Annotated in this window: 17 protein-coding genes and 2 riboswitches; of the genes, 1 reads left to right on the plus strand and 16 read right to left on the minus strand. The window is 41.3% G+C overall.

Annotation, left to right across the window (positions count from 1 at the left end; translation table 11 throughout):
- Window positions 1-136: 136 nt before the first annotated feature.
- Window positions 137-235, plus strand: a riboswitch (SAM riboswitch).
- A gap of 87 nt (window positions 236-322) precedes the next feature.
- Window positions 323-1,495: a methionine adenosyltransferase gene (gene metK / locus AB5123_RS05980; protein WP_302845739.1), complete on the plus strand. Its 1,173-nt coding sequence runs from the start codon at window positions 323-325 to the stop codon at window positions 1,493-1,495.
- Between the two features lie 66 nt (window positions 1,496-1,561).
- On the opposite strand, the gene AB5123_RS05985 is transcribed toward metK, so the two are convergent.
- From AB5123_RS05985 to ftsY, 16 genes are all read right to left on the minus strand, one after another.
- The gene (locus AB5123_RS05985) at window positions 1,562-2,185 is read right to left on the minus strand and encodes an ECF transporter S component (protein ID WP_022286891.1); all 624 of its coding nucleotides are present in this window, start codon (window positions 2,183-2,185) and stop codon (window positions 1,562-1,564) included.
- Window positions 2,186-2,282: 97 nt separating this feature from the next.
- Window positions 2,283-2,415: riboswitch (FMN riboswitch) on the minus strand.
- A 30-nt stretch (window positions 2,416-2,445) separates the two neighbouring features.
- Complete coding sequence (locus AB5123_RS05990; RefSeq protein WP_117923657.1) at window positions 2,446-2,886, minus strand: CD1247 N-terminal domain-containing protein; 441 nt, start codon at window positions 2,884-2,886, stop codon at window positions 2,446-2,448.
- Window positions 2,887-2,927: 41 nt separating this feature from the next.
- The gene (gene efp, locus AB5123_RS05995) at window positions 2,928-3,485 is read right to left on the minus strand and encodes an elongation factor P (RefSeq protein WP_022286889.1); all 558 of its coding nucleotides are present in this window, start codon (window positions 3,483-3,485) and stop codon (window positions 2,928-2,930) included.
- Window positions 3,486-3,624: 139 nt separating this feature from the next.
- Window positions 3,625-4,689: an aminopeptidase P family protein gene (locus AB5123_RS06000; RefSeq protein ID WP_337811922.1), complete on the minus strand. Its 1,065-nt coding sequence runs from the start codon at window positions 4,687-4,689 to the stop codon at window positions 3,625-3,627.
- The gene (gene aroQ / locus AB5123_RS06005) at window positions 4,682-5,140 is read right to left on the minus strand and encodes a type II 3-dehydroquinate dehydratase (protein ID WP_022286887.1); all 459 of its coding nucleotides are present in this window, start codon (window positions 5,138-5,140) and stop codon (window positions 4,682-4,684) included. Before aroQ ends, AB5123_RS06000 begins: the two co-directional genes overlap by 8 nt.
- An 18-nt stretch (window positions 5,141-5,158) precedes the next feature.
- On the minus strand, window positions 5,159-6,013 hold the full coding sequence (locus tag AB5123_RS06010; protein WP_117958194.1) for a TIM barrel protein: 855 nt from the start codon (window positions 6,011-6,013) through the stop codon (window positions 5,159-5,161).
- A gap of 24 nt (window positions 6,014-6,037) precedes the next feature.
- Complete coding sequence (locus tag AB5123_RS06015) at window positions 6,038-6,541, minus strand: YqeG family HAD IIIA-type phosphatase (RefSeq protein ID WP_278945935.1); 504 nt, start codon at window positions 6,539-6,541, stop codon at window positions 6,038-6,040.
- 38 nt (window positions 6,542-6,579) lie between these two features.
- Complete coding sequence (gene rpsU, locus AB5123_RS06020) at window positions 6,580-6,753, minus strand: 30S ribosomal protein S21 (RefSeq protein WP_002847085.1); 174 nt, start codon at window positions 6,751-6,753, stop codon at window positions 6,580-6,582.
- Between the two features lie 258 nt (window positions 6,754-7,011).
- Window positions 7,012-9,420: a leucine--tRNA ligase gene (gene leuS, locus AB5123_RS06025; protein WP_022286884.1), complete on the minus strand. Its 2,409-nt coding sequence runs from the start codon at window positions 9,418-9,420 to the stop codon at window positions 7,012-7,014.
- A 36-nt stretch (window positions 9,421-9,456) separates the two neighbouring features.
- Complete coding sequence (rsfS, locus tag AB5123_RS06030) at window positions 9,457-9,834, minus strand: ribosome silencing factor (RefSeq protein ID WP_117857270.1); 378 nt, start codon at window positions 9,832-9,834, stop codon at window positions 9,457-9,459.
- Window positions 9,835-9,845: 11 nt separating this feature from the next.
- Window positions 9,846-10,424: a bis(5'-nucleosyl)-tetraphosphatase (symmetrical) YqeK gene (gene yqeK / locus AB5123_RS06035; RefSeq protein WP_022286882.1), complete on the minus strand. Its 579-nt coding sequence runs from the start codon at window positions 10,422-10,424 to the stop codon at window positions 9,846-9,848.
- Window positions 10,414-11,031 (minus strand): nicotinate (nicotinamide) nucleotide adenylyltransferase, encoded by a 618-nt coding sequence (gene nadD / locus AB5123_RS06040; protein WP_022286881.1) that lies wholly within the window; start codon window positions 11,029-11,031, stop codon window positions 10,414-10,416. Before nadD ends, yqeK begins: the two co-directional genes overlap by 11 nt.
- Window positions 11,031-11,327, minus strand: a complete 297-nt coding sequence (locus AB5123_RS06045; RefSeq protein ID WP_022286880.1) for a YhbY family RNA-binding protein — start codon at window positions 11,325-11,327, stop codon at window positions 11,031-11,033. The genes nadD and AB5123_RS06045 overlap by 1 nt, the downstream gene beginning before the upstream one ends.
- A gap of 18 nt (window positions 11,328-11,345) precedes the next feature.
- Window positions 11,346-11,924 (minus strand): RdgB/HAM1 family non-canonical purine NTP pyrophosphatase, encoded by a 579-nt coding sequence (rdgB, locus tag AB5123_RS06050; protein ID WP_022286879.1) that lies wholly within the window; start codon window positions 11,922-11,924, stop codon window positions 11,346-11,348.
- Between the two features lie 10 nt (window positions 11,925-11,934).
- On the minus strand, window positions 11,935-12,435 hold the full coding sequence (locus AB5123_RS06055) for an isochorismatase family protein (RefSeq protein WP_022286878.1): 501 nt from the start codon (window positions 12,433-12,435) through the stop codon (window positions 11,935-11,937).
- A 50-nt stretch (window positions 12,436-12,485) separates the two neighbouring features.
- A complete protein-coding gene (gene ftsY, locus AB5123_RS06060; protein ID WP_038671958.1) occupies window positions 12,486-13,391 on the minus strand; it encodes a signal recognition particle-docking protein FtsY in 906 nt (301 codons plus the stop codon).
- Window positions 13,392-13,393 lie beyond the last annotated feature (2 nt).

A 13,393-nucleotide genomic window follows, 5' to 3' on the forward strand; every position in this document is an offset into this window, starting at 1 on the left:
ACTTGTCCTAGTAAGTCAATGCTTTTATTAGCATTTGCTGATTTATTACGAAACATTAAAATAATCTATAATTATGTGTAAAACGGTTGACAATAGTCGATATATGGTGTATAATATATTTTGTTAAAATTAAATAGCCTTATCAAGAGTGGTGGAGGAAACAGGTCCTGTGAAGCCCAGCAACCTAGCGTTAGTTAAGGTGCTAAATCCTGCGGTTATTTCCGAAAGATGAGGAAATTGAGTAATTTCAAGCGTTTCGGAATGAAGCGCTTTTTTTGTGGCTGTTTTTAGATTAACAAATATTCAGAAAAGAGGTATTTTTATGTCAAAGTATTTATTTACATCTGAGTCGGTTACTGAGGGACATCCTGACAAAATATGCGATCAGATCTCTGACGCTATACTTGACGCTCTGCTGGAGCAGGATCCTATGTCAAGAGTTGCCTGCGAAACGGTCACTACAACAGGTGTAGTAATGTGCATGGGCGAGATAACAACAAAGGCTATAATCGACATACCACAGATCGTTAGAGATACAGTTGTCGGTATAGGCTATGACAGAGCCAAGTATGGTTTTGACGGACACACCTGTTCAGTTCTCACAACTATAGACAAGCAGTCGCCTGATATTGCAATGGGTGTTGACAACGCTCTCGAAGGCAGAGCTGAAAACGCATTCGATACAGGTGCAGGCGATCAGGGTATCATGTTCGGTTTTGCTTGCGACGAAACACCTGAACTTATGCCAATGCCTATATCACTTGCTCACAAGCTTGCTCTTAAACTTACAGAAGTTAGAAAGAACGGCACTTTGCCATATCTCAGACCGGACGGAAAAACTCAGGTAACAGTTGAATATGATGATGGCAAGCCAACAAGAGTTGACGCAGTTGTAGTTTCTTCACAGCATGATGACGCTGTAACACTGGAGCAGATAAGAGAAGATATTATCGAGAACGTTATAAAGACAGTTATCCCTGCTGAACTTCTTGATGAGAACACTACTTATTTTGTAAACCCAACAGGAAGATTTGTAGTCGGCGGTCCTCAGGGCGACAGTGGTCTGACAGGAAGAAAGATAATTGTTGACACATACGGTGGATATGCTCGTCACGGTGGTGGTGCTTTCTCTGGAAAAGATCCTACAAAGGTTGACAGAAGCGCAACATATGCTGCAAGATACGTTGCAAAGAATATCGTTGCAGCAGGTCTTGCCAAGAAGTGCGAGGTTGAGCTTGCGTATGCTATCGGTGTTGCTCACCCTGTTTCAATCATGGTCGACACATACGGCACAGGAAAGGTTTCTGATGAAAAGATAGAGGCAGCTGTAGAAAAGGTATTTGACCTTCGCCCTGCTGCAATAATCAAGAGCCTTGACCTTAGAAAGCCACAGTACAAGCAGCTTGCAGCTTATGGTCATATGGGACGTGAGGATCTTGATGTAGCTTGGGAAAAGACAGACAAGATCAATAATCTTCTTGAAGCAGTTAAATAATAAATATCAAAGCCTTGACAGGAATGTGCCTGCCAAGGCTTTTTTGTGTTCAGCATTAATTTTGTTTTAGTCTTTGCCTTTAAGAATAGGCGACAAAGGCTTATAAATAAGAATTGTGACCAATGCACAAATAATACCCTTCACAAAAGTAAAAGGCAGATTGAAAATACACAGTGCAGAGAAAATATTCTTTACGCTACCCATTATCTGCTGGTACATACCGAGTATAGCAGCTTCTCCGCCGAATGCTTTAAAGTATATAGGATAAACGATAAAATAATTCAACGGCAAGCTTATTACTGTGAAAACCAAAGTGCCAATGATACAGCTTATGATAGCATTCTTTCTGGTTTTTTTCTTGTGGTATATAACAGAAGCCGTCAGCACAAAAGCTGCGCTTGTTACAAAGTCAAAGATGTTGCCGATACCCATTGTTGTGCCTAGTCCCTTTATAATCAACTGGATAACGTTCTTGATAAGGCAAACGATCACGCCCGCAATAGGTCCCATTGAGAAACCTGCCAGCAGGGATATAACATTTGAAAGGTCAAGCTTGATAAATCCTGGCATAAGTGGCACAGGAAAATCAAGGTAATATATTACAGTAGCTATGGCGCTGAGCATTGCCACCGTTACCATTTTTCTTGTTGTAAAAGTTTTATTTCTTGGCATAGTGTTATCACTTGTCATTTTAATTCCTCCAAATAATAAAATTATCGGGAGAAACAGCAGCAAAAGCAAAAGCACCCTGAAAATAAAATCAGGGTGCAATTTATGCGTTATTGATCTGTCGTTTCTTCCATCCGGACTTTACCGTCGGTTTCGGATTTTCACCGAATCAGCGCATTTCTGCGGTCGAGGACTTACGAATACTATTCGATCACCTCCGGTGTGGAATTTCACCACCCCTGAAACACATTATTAAATTTTGCTGAACACTTTTTATGAGATCAATCCTCGTTGTCCTCGTCCTCAATTTCTGAGAAATCAAACTCAAGGCTCTCTCCACAGTTTGGACAGTCAACAGAACCGTCAGCGATAATGTTCTCGCCAAGCATTATTGTGTCACCACAGTTAGGGCACACACACTCGTACATAGCGTCATCATCATCATCATCGTCATCATCACAACAACAATCATCGTTGCAACAACAATCGTCGTCATCATCATCACCATAAATTAGATCTTCTATCTCGCCGAGATCCTCGTCAAGAGTATCTACAAGCTCAACTGTTTCGTCAACTTCTTCGGCAATATCTTCAACTGTAGCAGACATCTCATCAAGAATATCAGCCATAATTGTCAATATCTTTCCTTCGTTTGTGGAATCGTCAATCTTAAGACCTTCCATAAGTCCCTTTAAATATGCAACCTTCTTTGACAGCTCCATAATATTCCCTCCGTTTCTAAAAAAACCGTAAAGGCTAAAACTTATGCTCTTTCCATGTACTCACATGTACGAGTATCGATTCTTATTCTGTCGCCTGTGTTGATGAACAGAGGAACTCTGATCTCAGCACCAGTTTCAACTGTTGCAGGCTTTGTAGCATTTGTAGCTGTATCGCCCTTGATACCAGGCTCTGTCTCTGTTACTTCAAGATCAACAAAGTATGGAGGCTCTACGCCGAATACTGTACCCTTGTAAGAAAGGATCTTACATACCATGTTTTCCTTTACGAACTTAAAGTTATCTGAAAGCTCAGCCTTGTTTACTGGAACAAGCTCATAGCTCTCTGGATCCATGAAATAATAAAGATCACCGTCATTGTAAGAATACTCCATATCCTTTCTCTCAACATATGCTGTTGGGAATTTAGCTGTTGGATTGTATGTCTTTTCAACAACAGAACCTGAAATTACATTTCTAACCTTTGCTCTGACGAACGCTGCACCCTTACCAGGTTTAACGTGCTGAAACTCAACGATCTGCATTACGTTGCCGTCCTCTTCAAAAGTCACGCCGTTTCTGAAATCACCAGCAGTTACCATTATTTAGTACCTCCATAAACATTCTTAATTAATGTGTACACAGTTCAAGATGTCCGCATACCTCTATATTTATTTTACCATATTTATTTGTTTATTGCAATAGCTTTTGAAAACTTTTTTACCAAAAAATCAAAAAAAATTACAAGCAAATAAGCTCTTTAGGGGCTTTTGTCATATTGATACAGCCGTTTTCTGTAACAACAACAAAATCTTCTATTCTTACACCAAACTTGCCCTCAAGATAAATACCTGGCTCTACTGTTACGATCGAATTTTCAGGCAATATATCTTCCCTGCTAGGCGAAGCATAAGGGCTTTCATGTATCTCAACTCCCACACCATGTCCGAGAGAATGGCCGAAATTATCTCCATAGCCTGCTTCAGTTATGATATCCCTTGCTATTTTGTCAAGTGCTTTTCCTGACATACCTGCCTTTACTGCGTCAAGGGCTGTAAGCTGTGCAGTAAGAACAGTTTCGTATACAGACTTCATCTTGTCACTAGGTTTGCCTACGCATACAGTTCTAGTCATATCGCTGTGCCAGCCATCATAAGTTGCTCCGAAATCCATAAGCACGAACTCACCGCTCTCAACTTTTTTGTTAGATGGTACACCATGTGGAAGCGAAGTATTAGAGCCTGAAAGTGCAATAGTGTCAAAAGACAGAGCTTCAGCACCATTTTTAAGCATATAATAGTCAAGCTCCAGCTGAATTTCTTTTTCAGTTCTGCCGACCTTGATAAAGTCAAGCATATGTGCAAAACCCTTTTCAGCGATACGCTGTGCTTTGATTATCTTGTCTATCTGCTCTTGGGATTTAATTGTTCTGATCTCTCTTATTATTTCCGCAAGCTTTGTGTCCGCGATGACCTCAGCATTAAGCTTTTGCTGATATGCGATAAGCTCGGAAAGTGTGCAGGTATCGGCATTAACAGAAACTGTTTTTGCACCATGCTTTTCAATAAGACTGTTTATCTGCTCATAGAGCTTGTCCTGCAAAATGACCTCGCAAGCTGTGACAGTTTTCTTTGCCTTTTCAATATATCTGAAATCTATGATAAAATACGCTTTTTCTGGAAAAACCACTAGTGTTCCTGCACTTGATTTCATTGCGGTGAAATATCTTCTGTTCACATCGTCAGTGATAACAGCACAATCTGCCGCTTCTGTTACTCGTGAACAAAGTTTTTCAAGATCAGTCATTGTCTGCACCGCTTTCATTTTTCCATTTGTAATACAAAGCGTCAACAGCCATGTAGTATGAATACTTTCCGAACCCGCTTATCTGACCCACGCATACAGGTGCGATAACAGAAGTGTGTCTGAATTCGTCACGGGAGTGTATATTGCTCAAATGTACCTCAACGACAGGAATCTTTATTGCGGCGATGGCGTCTCTGATAGCATAGCTATAGTGTGTATAAGCGCCTGCGTTAAGTATAACGCCGTCATAATTTTTTCTAGCAAGGTGAAGCTTGTCGATTATTTCACCCTCATGGTTTGACTGATAAACGTCGCAGTGAAACTCATATTTCATTGCATGCTCGATTATCTCGTTGTTTATGCTCTCGAATGTATCTGTACCGTAAACTCCAGGCTCACGCTCGCCCAGAAGATTAAGGTTAGGACCATGTATAACAAGTATTTTTTTCATATCAATACTCTCCTATCTTTATTTCACCGACAAATAATAATTCTTCATTGTCAGTGCGTCTTTGTCCTGAGTGCCTGCACTTTCACAGACGAATATAGGTGAAAGATCTTTCTTTGCGACTATCTCCATAAGCGGCTCATAGTCAGGTCCAAAGCCTTGATTATCGTCAAAAGTCAGGTGCTTTTTCTCGCCGCCTGGATTTGTAAACATTATCTTAGAAAAATGGCTGTGGAATATTTTCAGCCTGTCGTGACCGATAGCATTTTCCACTTCATCAAGCATTTTCTCATACTCTGCCTTACCTTTTATATAGCCGAACTCTCTTGCGTTGAGATGTCCGAAATCTATTGTCGGCAGGAACGTATCATCAAGCTTGCAAAGCTCCAGCACTTCTGTTAAGTTACCAAGCTGATTTACCTTACCCATAGTTTCAGGGCAAAAAACGATATGCTCAAAGCCCTGCTCAACAGCTGTTTTTCTTGCCCTTGTGAGAGTATCTTTAGCAAGTTCCAAAGCGTCCTCTCTGCTTATTTTCGCACAGCTTCCTGAATGGATAACTATTCTATCAGCACCCATTCTGCTTGCAGCGTCACAGGATTGCAGAATATAATTTATGCTGTTGTCACGCTTTTCAGCTTCAAGGCTTGAAAGCGAAATAAAATACGGTGCATGGAGCGAAAGCGTGATATTATGCTCTTTAGCCTTATCTTTCAAGGCAAAAGCTATTTTATCGGAGACCTTAACTCCCCTGCCACACTGATATTCATAGTGGTCAAGCCCCATTGCTTCGAGATATCCCGGAGCTTGAAGTGTTGTTTTATATTTAATGGAAAAAGCCTCGCTGTTTCCCGCAGGTCCGAATTTTGCCGACATTAGTATCATTCCTTTCGTTTTATGCTATTTAAGCTTTGGTAAAAACGGCTTTTCACAGGCTCTTTTAAATCGAAATGGCAAGCTCGTTTCAGGCTCTATTGGGAACACGAATATGGAGCGTATACCTTTCAGATTTGAGCCAAGCACGTCAGTGAATATCTGATCACCCACAGCCGCAACATTTTTCTTATTAAGCCCCAGCTTAGCTATAGCTTTGGTATATCCAAAGGTCAGCGGTTTTTTGCCTTCAGGTACAAAGTCAAGCTCCAACTGCTCTGCAAAAGGCTTTACCCTTGGAGCATGATTGTTTGAAACGATCATAAGCTTTATCCCTGCCGCTTTCATCTTAGCAAGCCAATCAAGACTCGACTGCGGGGGAACGGGATTGTTATGTGTTGTCAGCGTATTATCAAGATCGAGGAGCAGCCCCTTGATATGCTTTTTATCAAGAAAATCGGGGGTTATCTCTCCTACCTTGTCAAAAACATAAGTTGGTTTGAACATAAAAAAACTCCTGTTGTATAAAATAAAAAGCGGACATAAAAATGCCCGCCTTTAATTACATATTAGTATTTACGCTTACGAGCAGCTTCGGACTTCTTCTTACGCTTTACCGAAGGCTTTTCGTAGTGTTCTCTTTTACGAACCTCTGCGATAACGCCGTCTCTTGCACATGATCTCTTGAAACGCTTAAGTGCTGTATCCAAAGTTTCGTTCTTTCCAACACGGATTTCTGCCAAAATTATTCCCTCCCTTTGCCACCTGTGACAGAGGCAATTCTATCGGAATTTCCGAAAATCAACGGTGATAGTGAAGGTGTCTGCAAAAGCAAACTGAAACGCTTTACGTTCCCCCAGTCCTACTCTTTCGGACCGCTCTGTCTTTAATCTGCGGAATTTATAAAACCGATATAATTACAAATTTAATTATACTATATTTCCACCAAAAAGTCAATAGCTTTCTGGCTCTTTTTTTGATTTTTCTGAGGAAATTTTCGCTTACTTTACAACCAGATTTACAAGCTTGTTAGGAACATAGATTTCCTTGACTATATTTTTGCCTTCCGTTGCCTTAACGATAGCTTCGTCAGCCTTAGCGAGTGCAATAACGTCGTCCTTAGCTGCGTCTGTAGGTATTGTGAGCTTAGATTTTACCTTGCCGTTTATCTGACAAACGATCTCGATAGTATCGTCCTTGCAGAGTGCTTCATCATATGTTACCCACTCCTGCTCGTCAAGAACTCCCTCGCAACCGATCATCTGATAAAGTTCTTCTGTAACATGAGGTGCAAAAGGATTGAGTATGATAAGAAGATCTCTGAACTCTTTCTTTGTGATAGAGCCAACATTATATATCTCATTAAGAAGCGTCATCATTGCGGCAATAGCAGTATTGAACTTCATTGACTCAATATCATCGGATACCTTCTTGATAGTCTTGTGCATGAGCGATCTCAGCTTGTCGCTGTACTCGTCGCTGTCAACTACCTTATCCTGCAAAGCCCAAATTCTGTCCACAAATCTCTTACAGCCCTTAACACTGCTCTCGCTCCATGGAGCTGCCTTTTCATAGTCACCCATGAACAGAACATAAAGTCTGAGAACATCTGCACCGTATTCGTCAACAACATCGTTAGGGTCAACAACGTTTCCTCTTGACTTACTCATCTTCTCACCGTCAGGTCCAAGGATAAGACCCTGAGCTGTTCTCTTTGCATAAGGCTCTGAAGTTGGTACAAGACCGAGGTCGTAGAGGAACTTGTGCCAGAAACGTGAATAGATCATATGACGTGTAACGTGCTCCATACCACCGTTATACCAATCAACAGGCATCCAATATTTCAGTGCTTCCTGTGAAGCAAACTCATCATTGTTGTTAGGATCGCAATAACGCAGGAAGTACCACGAAGAACCAGCCCACTGTGGCATTGTATCTGTTTCTCTCTTTGCGTCACAGCCACACTTAGGACATTTGCAGTGTACGAAAGAGTCTATCTTAGCCAGAGGACTTTCGCCGTCTGTGCCCGGTTCAAAGTTTTCAACTGGTGGCAGCTTGAGTGGAAGCTCATCATATGGCACAGCGACCATTCCGCAGTGAGGGCAATGTACTATCGGTATAGGCTCGCCCCAATATCTCTGACGATTGAAAGCCCAGTCTTTCATCTTATACTGAACGCCCTTTTCACCGCAGCCCAGTTTTTCAAGAACAGTAAGCATCTTTTCAATAGCTTCTTTCTTGTTTGTTATGCCGTTAAGCTCACCTGAGTTGACCATTTCGCCGTCGCCTGTGTAGGCTTCCTTAGAAATGTCGCCGCCCTTGATGACTTCGATTATGTCAATGCCGAACTTCTTTGCAAAATCATAGTCCCTTGTATCGTGAGCAGGCACAGCCATGATAGCGCCTGTGCCGTATCCCATCATAACATAGTCTGAGATGTAGATAGGTATCTCTTTGCCTGTGATAGGATTGATAGCTGTCAGACCGTCTATCTTAACGCCTGTTTTATCCTTAACGAGCTGAGTTCTCTCAAATTCGCTCTTCTTTGCACACTCTGTCTTATAAGCGTCAAGATCAGCAATGTTTGCAATACTATTTCTGTATTTCTGGATGATAGGATGTTCAGGAGCGATTACCATGAATGTAACGCCGTAAAGTGTGTCAGGACGTGTAGTGTAGATCTTGAGCTGCTCGTCCTGCTCTTTGATCTTGAAGTTTACAAATGCACCTGTTGATTTTCCTATCCAATTCTGCTGCTGGAGTTTGATATTAGGCAGATAGTCAACTTCTTCAAGTCCCTGAAGAAGCTTGTCAGCGTATTCTGTGATCCTCAGATACCATACTTCTTTAGTTTTCTGAACTATCTCGCTGTGGCAAACATCGCAGTGACCGCCCTGTGAGTCCTCATTTGAAAGAACGACCTTACAGCTTGGGCAATAATTTACAAGGGTCTTATCTCTGAATACAAGACCATTCTCAAACATTTTAAGGAATATCCACTGTGTCCACTTATAGTAGTTTTCGTCGGTCGTATCAATAACTCTTGACCAATCGAATGAAAAACCTACTCTTTTGAGCTGCCCCGTGAACTTCTTAATGTTGTCGTCAGTTACTTTTCTTGGGTGAACACCTGTTTTAATAGCTGTGTTCTCTGTAGGCAGACCGTAAGCGTCAAAGCCTATAGGGAAAAGAACATTATAGCCCTGCATACGTCTTTTACGGCTTACAACTTCTAGACCGGAATATGCCTTGATGTGTCCAACATGCATTCCATGACCTGACGGATAAGGAAACTCTACAAGTCCGTAAAATTTCTTCTTTGAAAAGTCATTGCTTGCCTCAAAGGTCTTATGCTCGTCCCAGTATTTCTGCCATTTGCTTTCTATGGCCGAAAAATTGTATTCTTTCATCTTTATCAATCCTTTGTTAAATTATAATTGTCAAAATTAATCCTGTGGCTCGTCTGGTAAGAACTGCTTTACGTCGATATCCTTGCCGTCAGACCATAGTCTTTCGAGATTGTAATGATCTCTTGTTTCCTTATAGAAAACATGAACTATGATATCGCCGTAATCAAGTACGACCCAAGTTGCACCCTGATAGCCCTCTGTTCTGTTAGGTTCAATGCCAAGCTGGCTCATTTTGAACTCAACTTCCTCCGCAAGGGCCTTTGTCTGAGTGCTTGAAGTACCATTTGCTATAACAAAATAATCCGCAACTATAGTCAGGTCACCGATCTCTATTATCCTGATGTCCTCTGCTCTTTTTGAATCAAGAGCTTTAACAATAGTTGACAGCTTTTCATTCTGTGAAATATTATCCATAAAAATCTCCTTTATTTTGAATTATCGGCAAAATCATTATATGCTTCAAGTGTGGAAACAGGGATAGTATTACCCTTTTCCACTGAGTCTTTTATTGAGAATTTCAAAGCCTCAAACATTGCTTTCTCCAAGCTTTGTTCGGCATACTTTCTCATTTTCTTTACGTCTTTATAATCCCTGTCCGCAGAAATAAGGTCTGCAAGATATACTATCTGGCTAAGCTTGGGCATATTGCCACAGGCAACTGTATGATAGCGTATAGCTGAGATTATCTCAGGATCATGAATATCAAAAAGCGTCTGCACAAGCTCTGCCCCTGCAATACCGTGAAACAGAGGAACAGCCTTTTTCTCTATATCGCACACATCAAGTGAAGATTTAGAAACTATAGCCGCAAGCTCCAATGCTGGTATCTCTTTTGCAACATCATGCAAAAGTCCTGCGATATAAGCCTTGTCTGCGTCAGCACCATATCTTTTTGCAAGCTCCACAGCGGAATTTGCCACGTTCATAGAGTGTGTGTATCTCTTTTTTGATAAATGTTCTTTTAGGTATGCTTTATAAATGCCTATTGTTTTTTTATCTGCCACTTAGAAAACCTCGGTTATACAAATTTTTGTCCACTATATATTGTACAACATTTTCACTCAAATAGCAAGAGCAATCAACATTTTTTTTGAGCATTTGACGTATCTCAGTTGAAGACACCTCAAATGGGTCAGTTTTTACTATGATTATCTCTCCACCCTCGGCTTTGAGCTGTTTGGCTTTCACCTCTATGTGGTCAATGTCCTCATGCGAGCGTGCAACGCAGATAAGTGCCGAAAGTGATAATATCTCCTTATACTGATACCATTCTTCAAATGAAAGCAACATATCACTGCCCATTATAAAAAACAGCTTATCATGTGGATATATCTCTTTTAGATGTCTGAGTGTTATCACTGAATAGCTTTTGCCCTCTTGCTTAAGTTCCCAATCGGATATTTCCACACATGGGATATCTGCAAAAGCAAGTCTGCACATATTCAACCTATCCTCAGAGGAAGCTAAGTCCTCCGCTTGCTTATGTGGAGGTATTCTGTCAGGCATGACGATCATCTTGTCAAGACTCGCCTGCTCCGCTACGCTTTTAAGGCAATTTAAATGCCCTAAGTGAACAGGATTGAACGTGCCGCCGAAAACACCTATTTTCATTACTTTGACTTTAATTTTATAACAGGCTGCTTCTCATTGCGTTTATAAAGTACCGCCTTTGAGCCTATTACCTGAACGACTTCAGCAGATATCTTTTCAGCGATCTCCTCTGCGGCTTCCCTTGCGGTGTACATTGAGTTGTCAAGCACCTTTATTTTTACAAGCTCGTGAACTCTCAGATAATCGTCTATCTGTGCCACCTGAGCGTCATTAACTCCGCCCTTGCCTATCTGAAAAGCAGGCTGTATAAGCGAAGCCATACCTTTGAGTTCTGCTCTTTGTTTAGTTGTAATCATAATCTAAATCCTTTCAGTTTACTGCTTTGTGAGCTGTTCAAGCAAAGCTTTCAGTGCGTTTGCTCTATGGGAAACGGTATTCTTTGTTTCTGAGTCCACCTGAGCAAAGCTCTTGTTCCCATACATGAAAATAGGGTCATAGCCGAAGCCGTTTTCGCCAACAGGCTCGTGAGCTATCTTACCGAATACTTTTCCCTCAACGGCTATCTCTTCACCGTCTGCTTTGATAAAGTGTATTGTACAGGTAAAGTGTGCTCCCCTTTTATCATCAGGTATTTCCTTCATTTTTTTAAGCACAAGAGCGGTACGCTCATCATCAGTTTCGAGTCCGCCATATCTTGCTGAATATACTCCAGGCTCACCATCCAGGGCGTCTATCTCAAGACCGCTGTCGTCTGCAAGTACAGCACAGCCGCAAAGCTTGAATGCAGCTCTTGCTTTTAGTGCAGAGTTTTCAGCAAAAGTAGTGCCTGTTTCCTCAACATCAAGTATCAGACCTGCCTCTGATTGCGAGAACACCTCATAACCAAGCGGCTCAAGAATCTGTTTATATTCTCTTATCTTGCCTTTATTGTTGCTTGCAATAACAAGTTTCATTTTTTCTCCTTTAGTTGTGTATATAAGTTACCTTATTTTTCTTTAATTTTTCACGGCATTTGTTTGCCTTATCTTTGAAAACTGTACCGATACATTCTTCGTTGAAAACAACTTTCATTCCACATTCAATAGCACCTATTGCAGTGTTGATAACGGAGATACCACCATCAACACCTACAAATTCTATCTCTTTCACATTCCTTGCTCTCATAAAATCTTCAAGAGCAACGTTTGAAAAAGCATCGGGCTTGCTTTTGGAATAAATATTTTTGGATACAACTTTCAGCTTTGCTGGAAAGCTAGCCGCAGGTGTTCCCTCTTTGGGCATTCCTCCACCCAAAAGTCCCTTTTTGTAGCTGACGATATAAAAGACCTCCTCAGCTTTATAAGCAGAGATACGCTTGTTTATGGCGTCGATAAGTGATTCGGCATCATATGAGTATGTGGTCTTATCTCTGCCCCTTCCTACATACATTTCCTGCATATCAACTACAAACAAAACCTTATCCATAAAAAATTCCCCCTGATTTTATACTTTTAAGTGTCTAATCCAATATTCTATTATTCAAACAGCGCTTCAACAAAATCTCTTGCTGAAAACGGCTGTATGTCGTCTATTTTTTCGCCTACTGTAACAAGCTTTACAGGCACTTGCAGATCGTCGGTTATGCTGATAATTATTCCACCCTTGGCTGTGCCGTCAAGCTTGGTAAGAATAATACCCGTTATATCAGCTACTTCGTTGAACTGTCTTGCCTGATTAACTGCGTTCTGTCCCGTTGTAGCGTCAAGCGCAAGCAGGACTTCGAGAGCGCAGCCCTCTGCCTGCTGGTGAACTATACGGGATATCTTTTTCAGCTCGTCCATAAGGTTTTTCTTATTGTGAAGACGACCTGCCGTATCGCATATAACAACGTCAGCCTGTCTTGCCTTAGCCGCCGCCAGTGCGTCAAATACCACGGAAGCAGGGTCTGAACCTTCGTTGTGCTTGATTATGTCTACCCCTGCACGTTCTGTCCACACTTCGAGCTGGTCAATAGCAGCCGCTCTGAAAGTATCAGCCGCCGCAACGATAACCTTTTTGCCTTGTTTATGAAGCTGATAAGCAAGCTTGCCGATAGTTGTTGTTTTGCCAACACCGTTTACTCCGATAACCAGTATAACTGACGGTGTTGTTGACATATCGAGCTTCTGATCCTCACCGAGCATTTCTGTGATTATCTCTTTAAGCATATCCTTGATTTTTTCAGGCTCTTTAACGCCCTCCTGCTTGACTTTCTGTCTGAGCTTATCGCATATCTTTTCAGAAGTTGTAACACCGATATCGCAGAGGATAAGCGTTTCTTCAAGCTCCTCAAAAAGATCTTCATCTATTTTGCTGAATGAATGGAGCAGACTTTCTATTCTGCCCATCATTGAGTCTTTAGTCTTTTTAAGACCATTTTTCAGCTTTTCAAAAAATCCCATTT

This window comes from Ruminococcus sp. RTP21204st1_B2_RTP21204_210225, assembly GCF_040914135.1.
In the GTDB taxonomy this organism is placed as follows: domain Bacteria; phylum Bacillota; class Clostridia; order Oscillospirales; family Ruminococcaceae; genus Hominimerdicola; species Hominimerdicola aceti.